At 33.5% G+C, this 24,446-nt stretch carries 21 protein-coding genes and 2 pseudogenes; 10 read left to right on the top strand and 13 right to left on the bottom strand.

The window, feature by feature from the left end:
- Positions 1–150 precede the first annotated feature (150 nt).
- Positions 151–862 (top strand): annotated as a pseudogene (locus tag CGEO_RS06600) (IS1595 family transposase).
- A 471-nt stretch (positions 863–1,333) separates the two neighbouring features.
- Here CGEO_RS06600 and CGEO_RS06595 read toward each other — a convergent pair.
- From CGEO_RS06595 to CGEO_RS06570, 6 genes are read right to left on the bottom strand one after another with little or no spacing between them, the layout of a single operon-like run.
- Positions 1,334–1,966: a M48 family metallopeptidase gene (locus CGEO_RS06595; protein ID WP_242648005.1), complete on the bottom strand. Its 633-nt coding sequence runs from the start codon at positions 1,964–1,966 to the stop codon at positions 1,334–1,336.
- The gene (gene panB / locus CGEO_RS06590; RefSeq protein ID WP_075540593.1) at positions 1,963–2,775 is read right to left on the bottom strand and encodes a 3-methyl-2-oxobutanoate hydroxymethyltransferase; all 813 of its coding nucleotides are present in this window, start codon (positions 2,773–2,775) and stop codon (positions 1,963–1,965) included. Before panB ends, CGEO_RS06595 begins: the two co-directional genes overlap by 4 nt.
- Before the next feature lie 31 nt (positions 2,776–2,806).
- Positions 2,807–4,132, bottom strand: a complete 1,326-nt coding sequence (locus CGEO_RS06585) for an MATE family efflux transporter (RefSeq protein ID WP_075540594.1) — start codon at positions 4,130–4,132, stop codon at positions 2,807–2,809.
- Positions 4,132–5,217: a DNA adenine methylase gene (locus CGEO_RS06580; protein WP_075495353.1), complete on the bottom strand. Its 1,086-nt coding sequence runs from the start codon at positions 5,215–5,217 to the stop codon at positions 4,132–4,134. Before CGEO_RS06580 ends, CGEO_RS06585 begins: the two co-directional genes overlap by 1 nt.
- A gap of 40 nt (positions 5,218–5,257) precedes the next feature.
- Complete coding sequence (locus CGEO_RS06575; protein ID WP_075540595.1) at positions 5,258–6,601, bottom strand: HAMP domain-containing sensor histidine kinase; 1,344 nt, start codon at positions 6,599–6,601, stop codon at positions 5,258–5,260.
- A complete protein-coding gene (locus tag CGEO_RS06570; RefSeq protein ID WP_075495349.1) occupies positions 6,595–7,260 on the bottom strand; it encodes a response regulator transcription factor in 666 nt (221 codons plus the stop codon). Before CGEO_RS06570 ends, CGEO_RS06575 begins: the two co-directional genes overlap by 7 nt.
- 131 nt (positions 7,261–7,391) lie before the next feature.
- On the opposite strand from CGEO_RS06570, the gene CGEO_RS06565 reads away from it, so the two are divergent.
- The 7 genes from CGEO_RS06565 to CGEO_RS10305 all read left to right on the top strand — a co-directional run bounded on the left by CGEO_RS06565 (position 7,392) and on the right by CGEO_RS10305 (position 16,475).
- Entirely contained in the window at positions 7,392–8,417 is a 1,026-nt protein-coding gene (locus CGEO_RS06565; protein WP_075531778.1) for a PstS family phosphate ABC transporter substrate-binding protein, read from the top strand.
- 130 nt (positions 8,418–8,547) lie between these two features.
- Entirely contained in the window at positions 8,548–9,504 is a 957-nt protein-coding gene (gene pstC / locus CGEO_RS06560) for a phosphate ABC transporter permease subunit PstC (RefSeq protein ID WP_242647963.1), read from the top strand.
- A gap of 11 nt (positions 9,505–9,515) precedes the next feature.
- Positions 9,516–10,685: a phosphate ABC transporter permease PstA gene (gene pstA, locus CGEO_RS06555; protein ID WP_075531777.1), complete on the top strand. Its 1,170-nt coding sequence runs from the start codon at positions 9,516–9,518 to the stop codon at positions 10,683–10,685.
- A 4-nt stretch (positions 10,686–10,689) separates the two neighbouring features.
- Positions 10,690–11,448 (top strand): phosphate ABC transporter ATP-binding protein PstB, encoded by a 759-nt coding sequence (gene pstB / locus CGEO_RS06550; protein WP_075495343.1) that lies wholly within the window; start codon positions 10,690–10,692, stop codon positions 11,446–11,448.
- Positions 11,449–11,450: 2 nt separating this feature from the next.
- Positions 11,451–12,314 carry a phosphate ABC transporter substrate-binding protein PstS gene (locus CGEO_RS06545; RefSeq protein ID WP_075540596.1) on the top strand — a complete coding sequence of 288 codons (864 nt, stop codon included), beginning with the start codon at positions 11,451–11,453 and terminating at the stop codon, positions 12,312–12,314.
- 164 nt (positions 12,315–12,478) lie between these two features.
- Complete coding sequence (locus tag CGEO_RS06540) at positions 12,479–16,381, top strand: autotransporter outer membrane beta-barrel domain-containing protein (RefSeq protein WP_075540597.1); 3,903 nt, start codon at positions 12,479–12,481, stop codon at positions 16,379–16,381.
- A complete protein-coding gene (locus CGEO_RS10305) occupies positions 16,353–16,475 on the top strand; it encodes a hypothetical protein (RefSeq protein ID WP_277995663.1) in 123 nt (40 codons plus the stop codon). The genes CGEO_RS06540 and CGEO_RS10305 overlap by 29 nt, the downstream gene beginning before the upstream one ends.
- Before the next feature lie 680 nt (positions 16,476–17,155).
- Here the strand turns inward: CGEO_RS10305 and CGEO_RS06535 are convergent.
- The 4 genes and pseudogenes from CGEO_RS06535 to CGEO_RS06520 form a co-directional block, all read right to left on the bottom strand.
- Positions 17,156–17,536, bottom strand: a complete 381-nt coding sequence (locus CGEO_RS06535) for a hypothetical protein (protein ID WP_172658121.1) — start codon at positions 17,534–17,536, stop codon at positions 17,156–17,158.
- A 204-nt stretch (positions 17,537–17,740) separates the two neighbouring features.
- A pseudogene (locus tag CGEO_RS06530) lies at positions 17,741–18,459 on the bottom strand (IS1595 family transposase).
- A gap of 285 nt (positions 18,460–18,744) precedes the next feature.
- Positions 18,745–19,008: a hypothetical protein gene (locus CGEO_RS06525; RefSeq protein ID WP_172658120.1), complete on the bottom strand. Its 264-nt coding sequence runs from the start codon at positions 19,006–19,008 to the stop codon at positions 18,745–18,747.
- Between the two features lie 81 nt (positions 19,009–19,089).
- Positions 19,090–19,260 (bottom strand): hypothetical protein, encoded by a 171-nt coding sequence (locus tag CGEO_RS06520; RefSeq protein ID WP_172658119.1) that lies wholly within the window; start codon positions 19,258–19,260, stop codon positions 19,090–19,092.
- Between the two features lie 508 nt (positions 19,261–19,768).
- Between CGEO_RS06520 and abc-f the strand changes: the two genes are divergently transcribed.
- Positions 19,769–21,703 carry a ribosomal protection-like ABC-F family protein gene (gene abc-f / locus CGEO_RS06515; protein ID WP_075494989.1) on the top strand — a complete coding sequence of 645 codons (1,935 nt, stop codon included), beginning with the start codon at positions 19,769–19,771 and terminating at the stop codon, positions 21,701–21,703.
- A gap of 11 nt (positions 21,704–21,714) precedes the next feature.
- On the opposite strand, the gene CGEO_RS06510 is transcribed toward abc-f, so the two are convergent.
- From CGEO_RS06510 to CGEO_RS06500, 3 genes are read right to left on the bottom strand one after another with little or no spacing between them, the layout of a single operon-like run.
- Complete coding sequence (locus CGEO_RS06510) at positions 21,715–22,158, bottom strand: DMT family transporter (RefSeq protein WP_075531802.1); 444 nt, start codon at positions 22,156–22,158, stop codon at positions 21,715–21,717.
- A complete protein-coding gene (locus CGEO_RS06505; protein WP_075494993.1) occupies positions 22,159–22,677 on the bottom strand; it encodes a DNA-directed RNA polymerase subunit beta family protein in 519 nt (172 codons plus the stop codon).
- On the bottom strand, positions 22,674–23,204 hold the full coding sequence (locus tag CGEO_RS06500) for an NADPH-dependent FMN reductase (protein ID WP_075494995.1): 531 nt from the start codon (positions 23,202–23,204) through the stop codon (positions 22,674–22,676). The genes CGEO_RS06505 and CGEO_RS06500 overlap by 4 nt, the downstream gene beginning before the upstream one ends.
- A gap of 104 nt (positions 23,205–23,308) precedes the next feature.
- Between CGEO_RS06500 and CGEO_RS06495 the strand changes: the two genes are divergently transcribed.
- Positions 23,309–24,214 (top strand): ketopantoate reductase family protein, encoded by a 906-nt coding sequence (locus CGEO_RS06495; RefSeq protein ID WP_075540538.1) that lies wholly within the window; start codon positions 23,309–23,311, stop codon positions 24,212–24,214.
- The last annotated feature ends 232 nt before the right edge of the window (positions 24,215–24,446 follow it).

Below are 24,446 nucleotides of genomic sequence, written 5' to 3'. Positions count from 1 at the left end.
GATACTCCCAGTAAAATTTTAGATAACAAACTTTCAAAATTTAGGATTTTAAATAGACTTGATCAGCTGTTTACTGTTAATCTGCTTGATAAATCTAGGCTCAAGACAAGTTAAAAACTTTTAAAGGGGTTTTTAACTACTATGCTATCGATGAAAAACAAATACATATACCGTTCCCTAATTTCTGAAAAGAAATTTTGTGAAATTCTCAAGTATTTTTGCCTTGATTTAGAAGCTGTAAAGATAGCTAAAATTTGTAATATTTCTAGAAATTCTATCAATAAAATTCTAAAAGAGATAAGAATTTTAATGGCACAAGAATGCGAGGAAATTTCTAAATTTGATGGCGAGATAGAAATAGATGAAAGCTACTTTTTACTTCGCTTTGCTAGTAACTGTAAATAGAAGGAGCTAAAAGAGTAAGAGGCAAAAGAGGCATAGGTGCAGCTAATAAACAACTAGTATTTGGTATGTTAAAACAAGAATGGTAAGGTCTATACACAAGTAGTTAAAAACTGCAGTGCAAGTGAGCTAGTGTCAATATTAAGAGAGTTTAGTGAGCTAAATGAGAGTATTATTTACTCTGATAGTTGCAGAGCTTATGATGGTTTAGTGGATTATGGAGCAAAAGCTCATTACCGTATAAAACACTGCAAAAATGAATTCGCTAATGGTAAAATTACATAAATGGTATAGAGAATTTCTGGGGTTATGCAAAGCATAGGTTAAGTAAATTTAAAGGCATAAAAAAGATAATTTTATATTGCACTTAAAAGAGTGTGAATTTAGGTTTAATAACAGAGAAAACTTATATCAAATTTTACTTAAATTGATAAGAGAAAATCCGCTTAACTTGTTTTGAGCCAATTTATAGTTAAACGCTTATTTAAAACTTAGATAAGTGGAGAAAATTTATAAAATTTTTTGAAAATTCTCAGTATTTATGGGCTAAGAGTTTGTGTTAAATTTGATTTGGTACTTAAATTTAATTATTTTGTAGCTAAATTTTTGGATAAAAGTTTTGATAAATTTAAAATATAAATTTTTAAGTCTATGGACCTAAAAATTTAGCAAAATTTAAATAAAACAGTTTTAATCGCCAAGCCAGCATTATCTAAATTTAGTGATGTTTTCATAAAAGTAACGTAAAAACTAAGGTGCTTTTATAGAAAAATTTAATCTTTAAATTTATATTAAATTTAGCCATATGAATTTATAAAATCAAAAAAAGATTTATAGTATAAAAGAATTTTTAGCTGCTACAAAGCTTATTTTTAAAGTATTTTTTAGCAAATTTTCTTCTTATTTGATAAGGAAGAAATTTAACATCAATCTATCCCCTAAGCCTTTTTTCTCGCTCTTTGAAATCTGGCATGATTTTGGCTATAAACTCATAAAAGCTTTTTTGATGGTGCGGATATATCAAGTGCGTTAGCTCGTGAAGCACGACATACCTGACTAAATCTTCGCTTTTTTCTATCAAATTTAAGCTTAAATTTATATACCCTTTTGTGCTGTTACAGCTTCCCCAGCGAGTACTCATCGCTTTAATGCTTATGTGATTTACGCTTTTTCCTATGAGTGGGAGAAACTCATCTATAAATTCGCTAAATTTAGCTCTTGCAAACTCTTTTTTAAATTCGCTAAATTTTGCAAAATTTGGCGAGAGTATCTCATCATCACGAATTTGAACACTTTTTATACTTTCATCAAATTTAAGTGTGTAAATTTTCCCAAGCAAGCAAGTTTTATCATCTTTAAGACGGTTGTTTTGGATAAAAGCAACTTTGTTGTTTATCCACTCTTTGTGGGTTTCAAGCATACAAAAGACTAGCTTTTTTGGATAGCGAAGTGGCAAAGACATAGATATAACGGCTTCTTTGCTAACTTTTAGCCTTGCGTATTTAACCTTTTTATAGACTAAATTTACTACCTTGCCATCAAAGATAATGCTCTCTTTTTTCACTGATATGAGTTTTCTTTAGATGGAAATTCGCGAGTTTTTACCTCGTTTATATACTCAAGCAAGGCTTTTTCTACAAGATTTTTGCCGTGCAAAAACCGCTTTACAAATTTTGGTTTAAACTCATCAAAAAACCCAAACGCATCGCTCCACACAAGCACTTGCCCATCGACTTCATTTCCAGCTCCAATGCCTATAACCGGTACATTGACCGAACGTGCTATTTGTGTTGCGACTTTAGATACAACGCCCTCGACTACGATACAAAATGCCCCAGCTTTCTCAACTGCTTTTGCATCTTCTATAAGCTTTTTGACATTTTCTTCATCTTTGCCTTTTACGATATATCCGCCCTCACTTCTAGCTGATTGTGGCGTTAGTCCTATGTGTCCGACAACGGCAATGGCATTTTTGCAAAGATGAGAGATGATCTCAGCTCTTTGGCTTCCGCCTTCGATTTTAACGGCATCAGCGTTAGTTTCTTGATAAATTTTTATAGCGTTTTTAAGTGTTTCTTCTTTTGTAGTTACGCTGCCAAAAGGCATATCGGTTATGATAAGAGAGGTTTTGGCACCATTACAAACTGCTTTTGTATGGTAAATCATACTATCAACTGTGGCTTTAAGAGTGTCATCTTTACCACCAAAGCTCATCTCTAAGCTATCGCCTACTAAAATCATATCAACATTTGCGTCAAAAATCTTAGCAAACAACGCATCATAGGCTGTTATCATCGTAAGTGGGGATTTGTTTTTTTGTGATTTTATATAATTAATCGTTACTTTTTTAGTGTGAGTTGTAAAATTTTCCATGAGAATTTCCTTAAATTTATATCAAAAGTGGCTATACAAGCCTTTTTTCTTGCCATTTTTTGCTTTTCCATCTAAAGGTATTTGCAAGACCTCTTAAAAGTTCATCAGCAAAAAACCCTATCCAAACCCCAATTATACCATATCCAAGATAAATTCCTAAAAACCAGCCAAGCGGAATCGATACGCCCCACATAAAAACCAAGCCCATATAAAAAGGAAACCTAGCATCTCCACTGGCGCGAAGAGCGTTTACCATGATGACATTTTGCGTTCTTGCAAGCTCCAAAAAAATCGAAAGCACAAAAAGTGGCGACATGATATCTTTGATATCTGGAGTTAGCTTTAAAAGATTCATTATAAAATTTTTGTTTATATAGACAAAAAGCACGAAAACCAAAGTCATCGCTAAGCCCATTTTAAGGCTTCTAAATGTTCTTTTGTAGGCATTTTCTAACTCTTTTGCTCCAACCATTCGACCAACTATGACTTCATTTGCTATGCCTACAGCGCTACTTGCAAAAAACATAAAGGCTGAAATTTGAAAATATATCGTTTGAACTGCCAAACTATCTTCGCCCATGCTTGCAACAAAGCTAAAAGCTACAAGGTATTGAACTGTCCAGATGAGATTTTCTCCAGCGCTTGGAAGTCCGATAAAAAGAATTTTTTTAAGTATATAGGCTTTAACTTTTATAAACAAAGTTAGATAAATAGGGACTTTTACCACTTTTACAAGCAGATATGAGAGTATAAATATACCTAAAATTCGCCCTGCGATAGTTGAGATTCCAACTCCGCTAAGTCCATAAAATGGTAGTCCAAAAGGCTCAAAAAGTGCAAAAATATTTCCTATAATCGTAACTATATTCATGATAATCGAAGTTATCATGATGTGCTTTACAAAGCCATAGACGCGAATGACAGCCGATATAACGATAGCAACCGCGTCTATAAAAAAAGTTATGCTTATAATTCTAAGATATTTATAACTTTCATTAAAAATTTCATCTGGAATTTGAAGTAAATTTAGTAAAAGTCTAGCGTATAAAAAGACCAAAACTCCGCTTAAAAAGCCAAGAAGCGAGTTAAAGGATATGCTTGTGTGAATCGCTCTTATGGCGACTTTGTTGTTTTTTGCTCCGATTGCTTGAGCGACTACAACCGAGCAGCCAACCGCTAAAAAGCTAAAAACATTCACAAAAAGGCTAAAAATTTGGTTTCCAGCCCCCATCGCACCCACTAAATGCGGATTTACTATACTTATCATATAGGTATTTATCATCACTGTTGTAAGCTTTAAAATCATATCAAGATAAATCGGCAAAAAGAGCTTTTTAAGTGAGAAATTTGAGTGCATTAGCGTTTCTTTAAGATATAGAGTTGCTCGTTTACATGAGTGCTTCTTGAGTTTAAATTCCTGCTTGCTCTAAAAGCGTTGTATTTTTGCTCTAGCACATTTACCTTGCCAAATTTAGCCAAATCATCTAAAAATTCATCTTTTTTGACAAAGCCTTCGCAGTTATATGAGATTAAAATCACCTTTGAGCGCAGTTTTTCAACTATGTCTAAAAGCGCATTTTTTGCATTTGCTCTTTGGTTAAAAACGCTTCTGTTCCACTCTTTTGTTATACCAGAAACCTTTGAAACATCTTGTGGTTTTTGATAGGTTGAGATTAAATTTAGCATAAAATAGTTTGAGCCATAAGGGTGTTGGTTATATGGCGGATCGATGTAGCAAACATCGGTATTGATGCTACTAGCAAGTAAATTCGCGTCTGTTTTTTCTACACTAAACTCACAGCTAAATTTACTAAAAACTGGCTTTTTAAGGCTGATTTCGCCAAGAATTCTACCAAGAGCATTTTTGCCACTTCCGCCAAATTCGCCAACGCCTTTTTTGTTTTTATAAAAGCCTTTAAAAACGCCACTTGTGTTTGCATGAACGCTTGCTTCGTATAAAAGTGGAGCTAAAAAATACGCCTTTAGCTCATCTGGCGCAAACTCATCTATGTTTTGGCGGATTGTGTCGATGATTTTAGCGTTTTGGTTGGTATAAAAAACTCTATCGTTTTTAGAGATTTTTGTGTCATCTTTTGGTGCGTAAAGTTCGCTTATAAAGCCATTTTTTAGTTTGCTGATATCTGAAATTATGGGATAAATTTCATCAATTTGCTTTAAAATTTCATCATTTGCATTTGTTAAATAACACTCATTTATAACCTTGCTATAAAGCTCAAGATCGTTTGCGATGATGAAATTTGACTTTGACTTTGCATATCTTGAGACGATTCCAGAGCCTGAAAACAGGTCGCAAAAGCTGATTTTATCTTTTTTAAGCTCATCTTTTGCAAACTCGATTCCAGTGTTTATAAACTCAAGTAAGGAGCGTTTGTTTCCTAAATAAGTAATGATTTGTTGCGTTAAAAACTCTTTATTTTCCACTAAATTTTATCCATTTTTTAATTTGGAAATTATACCAAATTTAACACTCAAAACCAAAAGTTGAGCCTTTGCCAAGCTCGCTTTTTATAATCATCTCAAAATTATGAAGTTTTAAGATGTATTTTACGATATAAAGTCCAAGTCCAAGTGAGTTGTTCCAGCTGTTTTCATTGACTTTAAAAAACTTTTTAGAAACTAAGGCGATATTTTCTTTACTTATCCCAACACCCTCATCAACGACAAAAATGCCACGCGAAGTATGAAGAACTTTAACCTCATCGCTTGAGTATTTTATAGCATTTTCGACTAAATTTTGCACAGCTTGTCTTATCATATCTTTATCGGCTTTTATAACCTTTTTATCGCCAAATACCGCTACTTTGCGTGTTGGATACTTCTCCATCATCTCATTTGCCACTTCATGGCTTAGTAAAACTAAGTCAAACTCGCTTAAATTTAGCACCAACGAATCAGTAAAAGATAACTTTAATTTATCCATTAAATTTACTATCTTTTGGCTGTTGTTTACGATTTTGTTAATAAATTTATCTCTGTATTCATCATCCATTTTTGAATCATTTTTAAGCGTTTGGCTTGAAGCTTGAATGATGGCAATCGGGTTTTTAAACTCATGTGATATTGAGCTTAAAATGCCCTCAAGCTGCGTGTTTTTCAGTCTGATTTTTGCGGCTCGTTTTTGAGCTTTTTTATCTGCTTTTATGATTGAACGTTTCATCTCTTCAAGCTGAGAAGCTATGGTTTGAAACTCGCTTATATAAGATGAGTCCATACTTGCAGAAAAGTCCTTTTGAGCGACTTTTTCTAAGAAAAGTTGCACTTTTTTAAGCTCTTTGTTCATAGCTTTGTTAAACTGCTTTGCTATTAAATACGATAAAAACAAGCATATAAAAAAAGCTACGGCAAGTTTAAGAAATAAATCTTTAAATTTGATATATATACTCTTAATATCAGCGCCAACAACGATAACATAAGCCTTATCATCGATAATCGTATCAACAGCATAGTACATAACTTCATCGTCATTTATGTTATCGATTTCAACTTTTTGTGTGATATCTTTAAGTCCTAAAAATATGTCCATCGTTATAATGCTCTCATCGCTTATAACAAATTTACCAAGCTCTTTATCAAAAGCGCCTATATAAACATCGCTTCTTCTTGCTAAATCTTTTATATAAATGCTGTTTAAACTCCCATCAAGTATCGCTATATCGACGATATCGACCATAACGCGAAGCTTTTCTTGAGTTGCTGCGTAGTTTGCATCTTTTTGATTTTTATAGACAAAAAACGAAAAAGTTGAAAACATCACAGCAAAAATAATGCCAAAATTTATAAAAAAAAGTTGATGAATTTTTAGCAAAGCATATATCCTTCACCGCGAATTGATTTGATATACTCTTTATTTTTGTTTGGATCGATTTTTTCGCGAAGTCTTTTTATGGCGATATTTACTGTTTTTGAGTTTGTATTTTCATCGTTCCAAATCGCACTTAAAAGATAATCGCGAGATAAAACGATGTTTTTGTTTTTGATAAACTCAAGAAGTAAATTTGTTTCAAGTTTGGTTAAATCAACCATTTCTTCGCCACAAAAAACCTTTGAAGTGGTTAAGTTTATAGTTATATCTTTAAATTTATAAACTTTTGCCTCTTTTTTAGCTCTTTTTAGCACTGCATTAACTCTAGCTAACAAATCATCTAAATCAAACGGCTTAGTGATATAATCATCCCCACCAGCTTCAAAACCCTCAAGTCGTTGAGCTTTTGTCGTTTTTGCACTTAAGAAAATCACAGGCGTGTTATAGCCTTTTTCTCTGATTGATTTTACAAACTCGCTTCCCTCAACGCCGCATAAATTTCTATCAACTATAAGCAAATCAACATTTTCTTCGTTTAAAAGTTGCTCGATTTTGCTTGTGTTTAAAAAGCCAAGCGTCTCATAACCAGCCTTTTTTAGGTTATATTCAAGCAAATCAACCAAATCCTCTTCATCATCGATTATAACAACTAAATTTTGCATAAAAACCTCTTTTTATAGCTTTTTGTAATTTTATCAAAAAAAATGATAAAGTGGAATTTAGGTTTTGTAAATGTTTCTGCAATGTTTCCAATTTACTTTAGTATTTCATAAATTTATTTAAGGAGATGTTTATGAAGTTAGTTTCTACTTTAGCTTTTGCTACAGTTTTATGCGTTAGTCTTAATGCAAGAGAGCAGATAAAAATGGCAGGAAGCTCGACTGTTTTTCCTTTTTCAAGCTATGTGGCTGAGGAGTTTGGAGCGACAACGAACTATAAAACACCAGTTGTTGAATCGCTTGGAACTGGTGGAGGATTTAAGGCATTTTGCGCAGGAGATGGGCTTGATACAACTGATATATCAAATGCTTCAAGACCGATAAAACTAAGCGAGTTTGAACTTTGTGAAAAAAACGGCGTTACTGATATAAGTGGCGTTATGATAGGATATGATGGGATTGCTGTTGCTCAAAGCAAAGATAATAAACCTATAAATTTAACCAAAGAGCAACTTTTCTTAGCCCTAGCTAAAGAAGTTCCAAACGAAGATGGCAAACTTATCCCAAATCCATATAATAACTGGAATCAGATAGATAAAAACCTTGAAAATCGCCCAATCGTAGTGTATGGACCTCCTGCAACTTCAGGCACAAGAGATAGTTTTGAAGAGCAAGTTATGCAAAGCGCTTCAAAAAAATTTAGCTCTTATGGCGATAAAGCAGGTAAATATAAAACCATAAGAGAAGATGGTAAATACATTCCAGCGGGCGAAAATGACAACTTGATAGTGCAAAAACTGGTTCAAGATAAAAATGCTTTAGGGATTTTTGGTTATAGCTTTTTGGTTGAAAACCCAGATAAAATAACTGGCGCAAACATAGGCGGCATCGCGCCAAATGATAAAACCATAGCCGATGGAAGCTATCCAATCGCTAGAAGCTTGTTTTTTTATGTTAAAAACAGCCACAAAAAAGATGTAAAAGGCTTGCAAGAGTTGGTTGATTTATACGTTAGTGATGCGATGATAGGCAAAGATGGCGTGCTAAAGACAATCGGACTTGTCCCTATGTCAGATGAAACGCTAAAGCGTGTTCAAAAAGCAATCAAAGAAGATATAAAACTAACAAAAGAGATGGTAAAAGCCGGAACTGTTTTTTAAGAAAAGGAAGGTCTTGAACTCACTTTTAATCCTAATCGTTGGCGCTATAATGGTGCTAACGATTTATAAATTTGGTAAAAAATACCTTGTTGGTTTTAATAACGGCTATATAAAAAGCTATGATGTGGCGATGGTCGGTAATGATAAAAAAATTGCCCAAAAAGCGGTGATTTGGCTCTTGTTTATCGCTACAAGCATTTCTATTTTTACAACATTTGGAATTTTGCTTTCTATTATCTTTGAAGCGGTGCATTTTTTCTCAAGAGAGGACGCGCTAGGCTTTTTCTTAGGAACAAACTGGTCACCAGATAGTTCGTTTTTAGAAGGTGCTGGAAGAGGCGAAGAAGCAGGAGCGAGTGCTTCAAGTTTTGGGGCTTTGCCGCTTTTTGCTGGAACTTTTTATATAACTATTATCGCTATGTTTATAGCAGTTCCATTAGGAATCTTTAGTGCAATTTACTTAAGTGAGTATGCAAACGCAAAAGCAAGGGGATTTTTTAAGCCGATTTTAGAAATTTTAGCTGGAATTCCAACCGTGGTTTATGGCTTTTTTGCGGCTTTAAGCGTTGCGCCGATTATCGTAAAAATGGCTGGATTTTTTGGTATAAAAAGCTCATACGAAAGCGCTTTAGGTGCTGGAGTTGTTATGGGGATAATGATAATCCCTATAATCTCTAGCCTTTGCGATGATGTTATAAGCTCAATCCCGCGTCGCATAAAAGAAGGCTCACTCGCTCTTGGTATGACAAAGGCTGAAACGATTAAATTTATCGTTGTGCCATCGGCAATGCCTGGTATCATAGCAGCTTGTCTGCTTGGAGTCTCAAGAGCTTTAGGCGAAACGATGATAGTTGTAATGGCAGCAAGTTTAAGACCAAATTTAACGTGGAATCCACTTGAGGATATGACAACAGTTACTGTTAAAATAGTTGAAGCTTTAACAGGAGATCAAGAGTTTAACAGCTCGCTAACTTTGAGTGCGTTTGCACTTGGACTTACGCTTTTTGTGGTTACGTTGCTTATCAATGTTATATCGGTTATGATAATTAGGCGATTTCACAAAAAGTATAAAATCTCAAATTTATAAAGGCTAAATTTATGATAGAACAAAACAATCCTTTTATAGTTGAGCAAATCGCTAAACGCAACAAAAAGGGCGAGAGATTCGAGTATATCGCACTTTCAGCGCTTATGATTTGCATTGCGTTTTTGACATTTTTTCTCTATACTTTAATAAAAGATGGGCTTCCAGCATTTAAACAAGCCTATGTTAAGGTTGAATTTACTCTTAGTCAAGAGATTATAAAAAACCCATATAGCGCAGTTTCTTCACAGCTTCGCCCACTTGTTTCTCGTGCGTGGCTTAGAAATTTACCAGCTAGAGTTAAAAATGATAAGATTGAAATAGGACAAAGTGTGAGCTACTGGGCGCTTAGCTCATCGCAAACCGATCAGTATATAAAAGAAAATTATAACAAACTAACAGATAATCAAAAAAATTTAGTAGATGATATGGTTAAAAATGGGCTTATAAAGCAGCAGTTTAACGGTCTGTTTTTTAAAACTGGAGATTCTAAAATTCCAGAAAGTGCAGGGCTTTTATCAGCTGCTATCGGTACGATAATGACTATGCTTGTAACTATGTCTTTAGCTTTGCCTCTTGGTGTGGCGACTGCGATTTATCTTGAAGAGTTTGCAAAGGATAACAAATTTACACAGTTTATAGAGATAAATATCAACAACCTAAATGCCGTGCCATCGATTTTGTTTGGGCTTTTGGGATTAGCCGTGTTTATAAACATTTTTGGAGTGCCTAGAAGTAGTCCGCTTGTTGGTGGTATGACTTTGGCTTTGATGAGTTTGCCAGTTATCATAGTTAGCTCAAGAAGCGCTTTAAGGGCAGTTCCAGCAACTATCCGCCAAGCTGGTTTTGGGCTTGGACTTACAAAACTTCAGATAGTAAAAGATCATGTTTTGCCTTTGGCGATGCCTGGAATTTTAACAGGCTCAATCATCGCTTTAGCCCAAGCTATGGGAGAAACTGCGCCTTTGATGATAGTTGGTATGATAGCTTTTGTTCCAGATGCGCCAGAGACTATAACTCAAGCAGCAACAGTTATGCCAGCGCAAATTTTCACATGGTCTGGAATGCCAGAGCGAATGTATGTAGAAAAGACAAGTGCTGGAATTTTGGTGCTTTTGACGATAATGTTGGTTTTAAATTCAGTAGCGATTTATTTAAGAAAAAAATTCCAAAGAAAGTGGTAAAATTATGCAAGTTATAGCTAAAAGTAGGGATTTAGACCTTTTTTATGGGGACAAACAAGCCCTTAAAAGGGTAGATATGGATGTTTATGAAAGACAAATCACAGCTTTAATCGGACCTTCTGGATGTGGAAAATCAACCTATTTAAGGTGCTTTAACCGTATGAATGACTTGATTGATAGTTGTAAAATAGATGGGCTTGTTGAGGTTGATGGATATGATATATACGCACCAAACATCGATGTAGTCGCGGTTAGAAAGCGTGTTGGTATGGTGTTTCAGCAGCCAAATCCTTTTCCAAAAAGCATATATGAAAACATATCTTACGCGCCACTTATGCATCAAATGGTTAGGCGTGGTAGCGAGTGTGATGAGCTTGTGGAGAAGAGTTTAAAACAAGCTGGAGTTTGGAATGAGGTCAAAGATAAGCTAAAAAGCTCTGGAACTAGCCTAAGTGGCGGACAGCAACAGCGCCTTTGTATAGCAAGGGCGATTGCAGTTAAGCCTGAGATTATCTTGATGGATGAGCCAACTAGCGCGCTTGATCCCATTTCAACAGGGGTTATAGAGGAGTTGATGAAAGAACTTAGAAAGAGTTTTACTATAGTTATAGTTACTCATAATATGCAACAAGCTACCAGAGTTGCGGACTTTACGGCGTTTTTTCATCTTGGGAATTTAGTTGAGTTTGATGCGACTGAAAAGGTGTTTTCTGCTCCTAAAGAGGAGAGGACAAAAGCTTATGTAACGGGGAAATTTGGTTGATGATGAGAGGTTTTTTACTACTTTTTTTATCGGCGGTTTATGCTTTTTCTTTAAGCATTGATGGGTGTGGAGCTACTTTTGTAACACATGCTTTTGATGAGCTTAGTAAGGCTTATCAAAAAAAGACAAATATATCTATAACTTATACTCCTATTGGTTCAAGTGGTGGCATAAAACAGGTTTTACGAGGTAAAGCTGACTTTGGTGTGAGCGAACTTGAGTATAAATTAGAGGATAACAGTTACCAACTTATCCCGTTTGTTAAAGGAAACATTAGCTTAGTTTATAACTTAGATGGCGTTGATAGGCTGGTTTTAGACGCTGATGTTATAAGTCAAATTTATCTTGGAAAGATTACGATGTGGAGCGATGAGCGGATAAAGGCGCTAAATTTAGGAGTAAATTTACCAGATAAAAAGATAAATGTAGTTCATAGATATGATGGTTCTGGAACGACTTTTGCTTTTACTTCATTTTTAGATAAAAACTCAAAAGAATGGAGAGATAAATTTGGTGTGGCGATGGCGCTGGATTGGGCTGTTGGAGTTGGTAAAAAAGGAAATCTTGGAGTAAGCGAGGCTATAAAACAAACACCGAATTCACTAGGCTACGTTGGTTACTCGCACGCTCGAAATTTTGGGCTTAAAAAGGCAAATTTAGCATATAATGATAAAATTTATAGTTCAGATAAAAAAGGCTACCCACTTAGAAGTTTTAGCTACTTTTTCTTAAAAATAGATGGTGAAAAATCTCAAGATGTGAGAAGATTTATCGATTTTATATATAGAAGTGGCGATGAGATTATAAACGAGTCTGGATTAATACCGCTTGATGAGAACGATAAGGTGAGATTATCGATAAGATAATTTCACTTTTATTTGTAAAATTTATAGATAACTTGCATTTATTAAAGTAGCTTTAGCATAAAAATTAAATTATACTTATAAAAATAGCCAAATTTTTAGCATATTTTATAAACTATTGTTATATAATATTGACAAATAGAAAAAATTCTATCAAGGAGATTATTATGTCAGGACAACGTTTTCATATAAATCAAACTTATTTAAAAAGGGACAATGGTGGAGCTAAAAATCCTAGTTGCATAAACCGCAGCGCCAAAAAACTAATAGCTATAAGCGTTATAGCTTCAGCCATGCTTTTACCGCTTCAAGCAGGAGAGAATATCGAGTGGAATAATGATAGTGAAAGTACTATGCTTAAAACCATTGCAAGCATTAGTAATTCGCTTGGACCAAATGATTTGGAAAATTCTGTATCAGGAAATGAAATCATAGTCAATGATACTTCTGGTAAAAACGATATCGCTGGTGGAGTTTATGGGGCTGTATCAAGTAGCACGAAAGATGTGACCAATAATACTGTTACTATAATAAATGGCAATATAGGTTATGAAGTCAATGGCGGATATAGTTACAATAAAGATGCTAAAAATAATACAGTTGATATAGGTAAGAATGCAAAAATTTTAAGTACAATCTATGGTGGAATTGCTAATAATGGTATATCGGAAGGCAATAAAGTCAAAATTAACGGTGGTAGTGTAAAAATAGTTACTGGTGGAAAATCTTCAAAGATGGCTACAAAAAATGAAGTTACAATCTTTAGTGGAGATATAAATAACTTCGTAAATGGTGCAATTACTAATGGTGGTAAATTAATAGGAAATAAAGTTACTGTAAAAGATGGCTATATAAAAGAAAGCGTTAGAGGTGGTGTCGATGCTATTGGTAGTGGCGAGGTACTAGAAAATGAAGTTATTGTAGAAGATGGAACCATAAAAAGATATGTCGCTGGTGGAGAGAGTTTTAGTGGTAAAGCAAATGAAAATAAAGTCACTATAACTGGTGGAGATATAGGCTATGTCTATGGCGGATATAGTAGCAATTCTAACGGAGAGACTTCATCAAATGTGGTTGATATGTCAAAAGGGACTGTAAACAAAGATATTCGTGGCGGGTATACCAATAAAGGTAATGCTGATTTAAATACAGTTAAAATAACAGGCGGTAAAGTAGGCGGTGGAGTTTCTGGTGGATTTACATCTTATGGGCTAGCGACGTTAAATAAAGTTGAAATTTCAAATGCAAATATAGTAGAAAATATTTATGGCGGATATAGTAGTAACGATAGTGCTTCTTCAAACAAAGTTACTATCTCAAAAACAGATATGGGTGCAAATGTTTATGGTGGGTATAATATTGGATATAGTAGCAAAAGTGAAGTTAAATCAAACATAGTTGAAATAAAAGATGGTAAAGTAAAAGGCGAAGTTTATGGTGGCTATAGTAATGGTATAACTTTGTTAAATAAAGCTACCATCTCAAACGCAAATATAGATAAAAGTGTTTATGGTGGCTATAGTAAGAGAAACAAAGTGACATCAAACAGTGTCCAAATCAATAGCGGAACTATAAAAGGAAATGTTTATGGCGGATATAGTGAAACTAAAATAGCAACACAGAACGAAGCTAAAATCGATAATACAACTATAAATGGAAGTGTCTATGGTGGCTATAGCAAAGAAAATGAAGCTTTATTAAACAGCGTCGAAATCAATGATGGAACTATAAATAAACAAGTTTATGGTGGGTATAGTTCTAAAGGAAAAAGCACTAGCAATACTTTAACAATCACAAATGGTAAATTTAACAGCGACGTATATGGTGGTTGGGCTGATGCAATGAGCAGTAGCGATGAAGGAGATGTTGCTAATAAAAATGTTGTAAATATTTCTGGTGGTGTTATAGTTAGACATCAGTCTGTCACTGGTGGTCACGGAAATGCTGGAGCTAGCGAGAACATAGTAAACATTTCTGGTGGAGATATAGGTGGTATTATATACACAGGAGATGGTAGACATGGAGAAGTGTTTAAAAATATTGTAACTATATCTCAAGATAGAGGCAAAACAACAACTATACAAAGCGATATCTATGGCGGTAGAAGCCAAAAAACAGCTAAAGTTGTAAACAACGAAATTCATATCTTAGGCGGAACTATAAATAATGACTATATAGTTGGTGGCGAGAGCGTCGAAAATATAACTAGTGAAAATAATGTAATAATAAAAGGTAAAACTATAAATCTTACAAAAACTGGCGGAATTTTTGGTGGTAGAAATACTAAAGAATTTGATGCTACAAAAAATAAAGTTGATATTTATAGTGGCGATATAACAATTAATAGTTCAATTTATGGTGGTAGTGCTTTTAAAGGTATGGCTAGTAAAAATGAAGTAAATATCTATGGTGGAAATATAGTAACTAATAATGGAATTCGTGGTGGTTATGCTTCAAACGGTGTTGCTAGTGAAAATAAGGTTTATATAGAAGCTGGTAATATTAAATCAGACATTTTTGGTGGAAGAAGTGCTTTTAATAAAGCCACATCAAACACTGTTGAAATCGCAGGTGGAACTATAGATGGCTATATCATAGGCGGTTTTTCTGCGAATGATAGTCAAGGCAAAACTCTAAGTGGCGCAGCTACTTCAAACACAGTTATCATAAAAGGCACTCCAAACATAACAAATTCAACAATTTATGGTGGTTATAATGACTTAAATCCGGCTGATTCTACATTTGATAAATTTGTTAGTGGAAATACACTAAATTTCTATTCAAAAGGACTAAACGCTAAAAACATAGCAAATTTTGAAAACATTAACTTTATAATGCCAAAAGATACCAAGGCTGGCGATACTATGCTAACCTTAAATGACAGCAAAAAGACAGATTTGTCTATGGCTAAAGTTGGCGTTGCAAAAGATGGTGGTGGAAGCGTGTTAAATGTAAATGACAGAATCAACCTTATAAAGACATCAGCAGGTGTAGTAAAAATGGCTGATATGAGTAACCACACAGATAAAATCAAAGCTTTGGTTGGCGCTACTGGATTTTACGACTTTAAGCTACATACTGATGAAAAAACTCTTTATGTTACAGTCTTAGGCGATGAGCCTGTTACTCCTGTAACTCCGCCTAAACCAGCTATCAAGACAAGACAAGAGGCTAAGTCATTCTTAGAAGGTAGCTTAGCTGGGGCTTCTATGGTAAACCAAGGTGCTGATATGGTTAGTGATGATACGCTAAAAGCTATGAAAGTGGAAACTGGCGAAGGCGGTTTGCATACCTTTGCTAGTATGGGCGGATATGACTTACGCTATGAAACAGGTTCGCACGTAGATGCAAAAGGCTTTAACCTTGCAACCGGAGTTTCAAGCTCGGTAGATGTGCTAAACTATGGTCTGTTCTTTGAGTATGGCAAGGGAGATTATGATAGTTTTAATGGCTTTGATAGCGGCGTTGTAAAAGGAAGTGGAGATAGCAAATACTACGGTTTAGGCGTTTTGTTTGATGTATCACTTGGAAACAACTACAGCTTAGATCTTGGTTTAAGAGCTGGTAGAAGCGAAACTGACTATAAAAGCTATGATTTTTCAAACGTTCTTCCAGACTTTGAGCTAAAAAGAAACTATTTCTCAGCTCATATCGGCGCAAACAAAGCATACCAGATAGATAAGAGCAACGAATTAAGCCTATATGCTAAACTATTTTATAGCCGTTTAAGCTCTGATGAAGCTGAGGTTACAAAAGGCGAATTTGTTAAATTTGATAGTATTACTTCGTTAAGAAGCAAACTAGGCTTTAGATATAACTACTTGCCAAGCGATGTGCTAAAACTATACGCTGGATTAGCATGGGAAAAAGAGTATGATGGCAAGGCAGAGGGCTTTAGCTATAGCACAAACCAAAGCATTCAAGCTCCAGAGCTTAAAGGCGATAGTGGCGTGTTTGAGATAGGCACAAATTATATCTTTGGCGGTTTTGACTTTGGGTTAAATGTTAAAGGATACGTTGGCGATAAAAAAGGCGTAAGTGGTGGCGTTAAAGCTGAGTATAAATTCTAAGCTTTTTAAGCTTGTGATTTGTGCTTTGGTTGATTGTGCTTTAAAACGTTATTTTGCGACTTTGAAAAAAGTTGCATATTTTATACCGTTTTGAAATAAACTATAAAATTGCAAAAGCGGTGGATGATAACACTGCTTTTGCTTTTGCGCTGTTTAAAACTATAAATTTAGCTCAGTTTTTAGTTGGGTTAAATAAATTTAGATTATAAATAAAGTTTAAATTTATGTGTTTGTTTAAAATTTAGTCTAAATTTATGGTTTGTTGGCAAAAAGCTAAATTGTGTAAAAGAGCCAAATTTAGTATTTTATAAATTTGAAAAACAGCTAAAACAGGTTTCTTATCAAATAAATTTTTAAAAGCTTTTTGTATGAATTTATAAGAAATTTAGAGCAATTAGAACTAAATTTTTATAAGTTTTGTCTAAAAATTTTTAAAAGCCACGCAAGCCACATCAAAAATTTTATAAAACTGCTAAAGCGATTTTTTGATTTACTATTAAAAGAATCGATATTTTTCTACTTTAATTTGAGCCGTATTTTATTTTGTATTAAAATTAATTAAACAGTTCAATAAACTCTTTTTTCTTATATAAGTTTCCACCTAAAAATTTACAACTCAACCAACTTTTCAAGAATTTAATAAAATTACAAAATTATTTTTTGATTTCTTGTTTTGAAAGCTGATATTTTTTGCTCCGACTTTATCTAGTTTTTGTTACTACATTAAATTTATTAAACTAATTTTAAGCTTTAAATATTTTGTTATATAAATTTCTAAACGAAAATTTTATAACTCTTGTAACTTCTTTTCTTATATAGTTTTCCACTTAAAAATTTTAAAACCAAACCAACAAAACCAAACCAACAAAACCAAACCAACAAAACCAAACCAACAAAACCAAACCAACAAAACCAAACCAACAAAACCAAACCAACAAAACCAAACCAACAAAACCAAACCAACAAAACCAAACCAACAAAACCAAACCAACAAAACCAAACCAACAAAACCAAACCAACAAAACCAAACCAACAAAACCAAACCAACAAAACCAAACCAACAAAACCAAACCAACAAAACCAAACCAACAAAACCAAACCAACAATTTTTATAAAATTTACAGCTTTAGTTTTTTGCTTTGAACCATCTTGCAAAATTTTATATCTTACTTCGCTACTAAAATTTAAACTTTTATTTTAAAACAATTTTCATTTTAGTTGATAATATAAACTTAGTATTTTAAAGATTTTAAATCGATTTATTTTAAGATAACTGATATTGTATATTAAATTTAGATAATTAGTCTATAGGCTAAATTCTCTTACTTTGAATATTAAGCAAATTTATATAATTTAGTCTCAAAACAAGTTAAGCGGATTTTCTCTTATCAATTTAAGTAAAATTTGATATAAGTTTTCTCTGTTATTAAACCTAAATTCACACTCTTTTAAGTGCAATATAAAATTATCTTTTTTATGCCTTTAAATTTACTTAACCTATGCTTTGCATAACCCCAGAAATTCTCTATACCATTTATGTGATTTTTACCATTAGCGAATTCATTTTTGCAGTGTTTTATACGGTAATGAGCTTTTGCTCCATAATCCACTAAACCATCATAAGCTCTGCAACTATCAGAGTAAATAATACTCTCATTTAGCTCACTAAACTCTCTTAATATTGACACTAGCTCACTTGCACTGCAGTTTTTAACTACTTGTGTATAGACCTTACCATTCTTGTTTTAACATACCAAATACTAGTTGTTTATTAGCTGCACCTATGCCTCTTTTGCCTCTTACTCTTTTAGCTCCTTCTATTTACAGTTACTAGCAAAGCGAAGTAAAAAGTAGCTTTCATCTATTTCTATCTCGCCATCAAATTTAGAAATTTTCTCGCATTCTTGTGCCATTAAAATTCTTATATCTTTTAGAATTTTATTGATAGAATTTCTAGAAGTATTACAAATTTTAGCTATCTTTACAGCTTCTAAATCAAGGCAAAAATACTTGAGAATTTCACAAAATTTCTTTTCAGAAATTCGGGAACGGTATATGTATTTGTTTTTCATCGACAGCATAGTAGTTAAAAACCCCTTTAAAAGTTTTTAACTTGTCTTGAGCCTAAATTTAATATCGTATTTAAATTTTAATAAGCTACCAGCTTGAACTATTTTTTTGTTATACAAGCTTCCATCTGAAAATTTTTAGAAGCAGCAAGAAGCAGATTATATAAATCTACTAAATTTTTTTAATTTATCGCTAAAATAGTCAATATTTTTTTAATTTTAGCCATATTTTATTTTAGCGTTGAATTTAATTAAACAGCTTAATAAATTCTTTTTTCTTAAATAAGCTTCCACCTAAAAATTTTTAAAAGCCACACAAGCCACACAAGCCACACAAGCCACACAAGCCACACAAGCCACACAAGCCACACAAGCCACACAAGCCACACAAGCCACACAAGCCACACAAGCCACACAAGCCACACAAGCCACACAAGCCACACAAGCCACACAAGCCACACAAGCCACACAAGCCACACAAGCCACACAAGCCACACAAGCCACACAAGCCACACAAGCCACACAAGCCACACAAGCCACACAAGCCACACAAGCCACACAAGAAATTATTTTTGATTAAATATGAAAAATATAATATTTTTTTTAGCTTTGATGTTAAACCAAATTTAATTTTATACATTAAATTTTTGCAAACAACTCAAACAACTCAAACAACTCAAACAACTCAAACAACTCAAACAACTCAAACAACTCAAACAACTCAAACAACTCAAACAACTCAAACAACTCAAACAACTCAAACAACTCAAATTTTATGAAAAATGTAAAATCAATCCCCGCTAAAACCATTTTAAAATGTTAAATTTCGTTATTAAAGCTACTATAAATTTATAAAATTTTATCTGTTTAAATTTTTTTAAATTCGCTTTGATTTATTACTAAATTTAATCTTTGTAATTGATGCTAAATTTAAGTTAAAGATATAATTTTTGATTTTAAATTTATATCTTTACTAAATTTGGTGTAGTTGTGGTTTGTAAATTTTAAAAGTATCACGCTTTAAATATTTAAAATTTCAGCTAGATTTTATTTATAAAGGTTTTAATTACTCATAAAAATAGTATGTGGCACTTAAATCATCTTAAAAACCAAAAGAATTTTAATAAACAAATTTATAAAATTCGCGCGAGTATTTTTATTAAAAATAATATTATAATGCTAAAATTATAAAATATAATTATGATAAAAAGCCTAAATTTATTTATAATTTAAACATCTCAAGCCAAATTTGTTTGAATTCATCATATTTTTACTAAGTTTTTTGTATAATAATAAAATTTTTCATTTAAGGTTTAAATTGGCAATTGTAGATTTACTAGAAGTTAGCAAGAAATTTGGAGCAAATTTAGTTTTAGATGGCGTAAATTTCAGCATTGATGAAAAGGAACGCATAGCCATCATCGGTAAAAACGGTGGCGGAAAATCCACTTTAATGAAAATCATATCTGGAGTTTATGAAGCCGATGAGGGGCGAGTCATCATCCAAAATGGTATAAATATACAAATGCTGGAGCAAAATCCTAAATTTGATGAAACCATCACTGTAAAAGAGGCGATAAATTCGCAACTTAAGGATATATTTGATGCGATTGATGAGTATCATAAAACTCTAAATTTAACAGCCGATGATCCCCACAACAGCGAACTTTTAAGCAAGCAAAACGACTTGATAAAATTCATTGAAAGCAAAGATGGCTGGAACATAGAAAATAAAATCGAACGAGTCATAGAACACTTTAACCTAAAAGAGTATGAAAACCGCCCAGTTTGCAGCCTAAGCGGAGGCGAAATTCGCCGTGTTGCGCTTGGAGCTTTGATACTTAAAAAGCCCGATATTTTGCTGCTTGATGAGCCGACAAACCACCTTGATGTTTATATGGTTAAATTTCTTGAAGATATGCTTTTAAACTCAAAACAAACTATCGTTTTTATATCGCACGATAGGTATTTTATAGATAAACTTGCTACTAGAACGGTTGAGATAGATACTGGCGCACTTAGGAGTTTTGATGGTGGATATGCGAGTTATTTGATAAAAAAACAAGAGATTTTATCTTCTCTTGCAAAAAGCCATGAAACGCTTTTAAAACAGCTAAAAAGTGAAGAAGAGTGGCTAAGGCGTGGCGTTAAGGCGCGTTTAAAACGAAATGAGGGAAGAAAACAGCGCGTTTTATCCATGAGAGAAGCGGCTAAGAAAAATCCAGGAATTATAAGAAAAGTTAAACTTGAGCTAGAGAGAGCAAATGTTAGCTTTAACCATGGTGGGCTTAGTCAAAACCGCAAAAAAATGCTTTTTGAGTGTAAAAATTTAACAAAAAGTCTTGGCGGAAAAATGCTTTTTGATAGTTTTAACACAAGGGTTTTGCAAGGTGAGCGTATCGGCATAGTAGGCAAAAACGGAAGTGGGAAAAGCACGCTTTTAAAGGTGCTTTTAGGCGAGCTTGAGCCAGATAGTGGTGTGCTAAAAAAAGGCGATATAAAGATAGGTTATTTTGATCAAAGTAGAAGTACTATATCAGATGATAAGAGTTTAATAGAGATTTTTTGCCCAAATGGTGGAGATCATATCACTGTAAGAGGGCATTATATGCATGTTTATGGGTATCTTAAAAATTTTCTTTTTCCAAAAGAGTATTTAGATAAGCCAGTAAGCGTGCTAAGTGGTGGAGAGAAAAACCGCTTGGCGTTGGCTAAACTCTTTACTCAGCAATATGACTGCTTGATTTTAGATGAGCCGACAAACGACCTTGATATCGCTACAATCAACATCTTAGAAGAGTATTTGATGAGCTTTGAAGGAGCTGTTATCATAGTAAGTCACGATAGATACTTTGTCGATAAGATAACAAATAAGCTTTGGGTTTTTGAAGGAAGCAAGATAAATCAAACTTATATGGAATACAGTGAGTATTTAGAGTTAGAAGATGAAATTGATGAGCTTGAAGATTTGGCAAAAGAGGCTGAAAAAGAGCAAGAAATAAAGCAAAAAGAGAAAACTCAAAACAAAAAACTCAGCTATAAACAAAACAAAATTCTAGAAGAGTATCCAGCTAGAATCGAAGCCATAGAAAAGCGCATAAAAGAGCTAAACCACGCACTATCAAATCCAGAAATCTATCAAAAAATAGGGCTTCAAGAGCTTTTTGAAGAGCTTGAAGAGAAAAAGGGCGATTTACAAAATATGGAAAATGAGTATTTTGAAGTGCTATCTATATCTGAAAATTTAGGCTAAAAAGCCTAAATTTAAAACTTTTTTATCAAAAAAATACCAAAAAGTATCAACAAAACCCCAGCTATCCTACTTAGTGAAATCTCCACAACAGGCAAACCAAAAACGCCATAATGATCAAGCATTATAGATATCAACATCTGCCCCAAAATAAGCGTGGCAAATGTTAAAGAAGCACCTAAAATAGGCGTTGCAACTATAACTATCCAAACATAAAAAGCTCCTATAACTCCACCTAGCCACACGATTGGTGGTGCGGATTTGGTTTGCACGATGCTATAAAAGTCAAATTTGATGATTAAAAGTGCTATGAAAAGCGTGATTGTTCCTATAAGAAATGATGCAAAAGCTGCAAAAAGTGGTTGTTTTATACTTGCGCCAAGTGCCGAGTTTAGCACAGCTTGTAAAGGCAGCATCATACCAGCAACCACAGCAGTGATTATAAAAAGTAGCTTCATTTAAGAATCAAACTTCCAAGTTGAGCGAGCAGTATCAACTTTATCGCAATTTTTCATATAAAGAGTTCGCCATGTATGCTCTTTTGAAAACGTGCTATCAGAGCTTTCGCCCATTTCAAGGCACATATCGCTATATTTATGTTTAATTTTTTGGTTTTTTGTAAACTCGAAAGCTTGCATAAATTTAGCATTTACAAAAGCGCTATCAAGCGAGCAAGGTTGCAAAACTAAAGGCGTGTAGTCTAAAACAGAGTTATTAACCCCAGCTATAGTAACGCACATGTTAGTAACTGGTGAGTAAATCTGCTCATTTTCAAAAACAAACGCCTCATCCGCGTAAAGTCCGGGCTTACAGTTATGACCTTGAAGTGGCATATCATATCTTATATATCTTCCAGAACCAAGCACATCAAGGCAATATCCATCGCTTTTTCTATCTAAGTTATCAACTAGCTTTATGTGATGAGGCTCTTTGGCAAAGGCAAAAACTGCTATAAAAAGTAGGAGAAAAAGTCTCATTTTGACTCTTTTATAAAGTTATAAAAGGCGTCTGCGTGTCTTGTTAAAAAGGCTTTTAGGCTCTCATCTGTGATTTTTCTATCTTGTAGTTTTTCATAAACGCCACCGATTAAAGCTTCGGGTTTGTTTAGAAATCTTAAATCCAAATAAACTCCAATTTGTCTTAAGTGATACTGCATTCTAGCCGTAGCTATGGGGCTAGGACTCGCTCCGATGATGGCTGCTGGTTTTTTAGCAAAAGCGTGGTTTTCAACTCTTGAAATACAATCAAGCGCATTTTTAAGCACGGCTGGAAGCGAGTAGTTATACTCTGGCGAGAAAAACAGCACGCCATCGCATTTTGCTATTTGCTCATTTGCTTTTATAACGATATCTAAATTCTCAACTCCACTATCATAAAATGGAAAATTTGATATCTCTATCTCTTCAAACTCAAATTTATCTTTTGCTAATTCTTGATAGTTTTCAAAAATTTGTCGATTTGCTGAGTCTTTTCTAAGGCTTGCAACCATAACTGCTAATTTCATTTTTTCTCCTTGATTTATAAAATATCAAATTTTATACCAACATAGTAAATAAAAATTGACTATCAAAATTTATGCTATTATTATAAAAAATTTAAAGGAATGCTATGAAAATTCAAAAGATTACAATTTTGGGTGCTGGAGCGCTTGGGCTTATGTTTGGCAAAAAGTTAAGCGAGTTTTATGGAAATGATAATGTTAAATTCCTAGCCGATGACGAGCGAAAAAAGCGGTATTTAAAAGATGGATTTATGGTAAATGGCAAGAGTTTTTTTCCAAATTTTATATCAAATTTAGATGATAAAGTTGATTTTCTTATAGTAGCACTTAAGGCAAACGCACTTGAAGATGGACTTTGCTTAGCAAAAAGTTTTGTTAGTAAAAAAACCATAGTTATATCGTTGTTAAATGGCGTAACTAGCGAAGAGATTATCGTAAAAACGCTAAATTTAGCTCCACTTTTTTGTGTTGCGCAAGGGATGGATGCTACAAAAATCAAGCGCGAGTTAAGCTATACAAAAGAGGGTGCGATTGTTATAGGCGAAAAAGATAAGAGCATATCAAATCGCTTAAATGGCATAAAAGAGTGTTTGCAAAATGCTGGAATTTGTGTAGAGATAGCCGGTGATATAGTGCTTCATCAGTGGAGCAAATTTATGTTAAATTGTGGTGTAAATCAAGTTTTAGCTATCTATAAAGCGCCATATGAGCTGATTCAAAAGGATAGTGATGAGCGAAAGCTTATGATAGAAGTTATGGAAGAAGTAAGAAGCTTGGCTGTTAGAATGGGGATAAATTTAGGTAAAAATGATATAAAAAAGTGGCTTGATATCATAGACTCTCTAAACCCAAAAGGCTACCCATCGATGGTTCAAGATGTGCTAGCAAAGAGAAAAACCGAAGTTGAAATTTTTGCTAAAACTGCTGTGGAGTTAGGAGATAAATTTGGCATTAAAACGCCGCTAAATAAGATGTTATATGAAAAGATAGTAAATTTAGAAAAAAGTTTTTAAAGATTAAATTTAAAAGTTTAAGAGTAAAAAAGTGGCGAACTATTTATAGCTAAAAAGCTATTTTGATTTATAAAAGCCAAATTTAAAAGCTATTTTAAGTGGTATAAAAGTTGCGATTTAGATAAAATTTAAAAGATTTAAAAAGCTATGATAAGCACGGTTTAGTATCTACTAAAAAGGCGTTTTATAAAAACAAAAAAGGGCTAAATAACCAAATTTAGCCCAAATTTTA

This window comes from Campylobacter geochelonis (genome assembly GCF_013201685.1).
In the GTDB taxonomy this organism is placed as follows: Bacteria; Campylobacterota; Campylobacteria; order Campylobacterales; family Campylobacteraceae; genus Campylobacter_B; species Campylobacter_B geochelonis.
This window is presented reverse-complemented; position numbering and strand designations above follow the sequence as displayed.

Excerpts from the sequence above, each read along its gene's own strand:
- CGEO_RS06520 (WP_172658119.1), bottom strand. The coding sequence starts at position 19,260 with ATGGTTTTAGCGGGGATTGATTTTACATTTTTCATAAAATTTGAGTTG.
- CGEO_RS06545 (WP_075540596.1), top strand. The coding sequence starts at position 11,451 with ATGAGAGGTTTTTTACTACTTTTTTTATCGGCGGTTTATGCTTTTTCT.
- CGEO_RS06505 (WP_075494993.1), bottom strand. The coding sequence starts at position 22,677 with ATGAGACTTTTTCTCCTACTTTTTATAGCAGTTTTTGCCTTTGCCAAA.
- CGEO_RS06540 (WP_075540597.1), top strand. The coding sequence starts at position 12,479 with ATGTCAGGACAACGTTTTCATATAAATCAAACTTATTTAAAAAGGGAC.
- panB (WP_075540593.1), bottom strand. The coding sequence starts at position 2,775 with ATGGAAAATTTTACAACTCACACTAAAAAAGTAACGATTAATTATATA.
- CGEO_RS06565 (WP_075531778.1), top strand. The coding sequence starts at position 7,392 with ATGAAGTTAGTTTCTACTTTAGCTTTTGCTACAGTTTTATGCGTTAGT.
- pstA (WP_075531777.1), top strand. The coding sequence starts at position 9,516 with ATGATAGAACAAAACAATCCTTTTATAGTTGAGCAAATCGCTAAACGC.
- CGEO_RS06500 (WP_075494995.1), bottom strand. The coding sequence starts at position 23,204 with ATGAAATTAGCAGTTATGGTTGCAAGCCTTAGAAAAGACTCAGCAAAT.
- CGEO_RS06585 (WP_075540594.1), bottom strand. The coding sequence starts at position 4,132 with ATGCACTCAAATTTCTCACTTAAAAAGCTCTTTTTGCCGATTTATCTT.
- CGEO_RS06495 (WP_075540538.1), top strand. The coding sequence starts at position 23,309 with ATGAAAATTCAAAAGATTACAATTTTGGGTGCTGGAGCGCTTGGGCTT.
- pstB (WP_075495343.1), top strand. The coding sequence starts at position 10,690 with ATGCAAGTTATAGCTAAAAGTAGGGATTTAGACCTTTTTTATGGGGAC.
- CGEO_RS06570 (WP_075495349.1), bottom strand. The coding sequence starts at position 7,260 with ATGCAAAATTTAGTTGTTATAATCGATGATGAAGAGGATTTGGTTGAT.
- pstC (WP_242647963.1), top strand. The coding sequence starts at position 8,548 with ATGGTCGGTAATGATAAAAAAATTGCCCAAAAAGCGGTGATTTGGCTC.
- CGEO_RS06510 (WP_075531802.1), bottom strand. The coding sequence starts at position 22,158 with ATGAAGCTACTTTTTATAATCACTGCTGTGGTTGCTGGTATGATGCTG.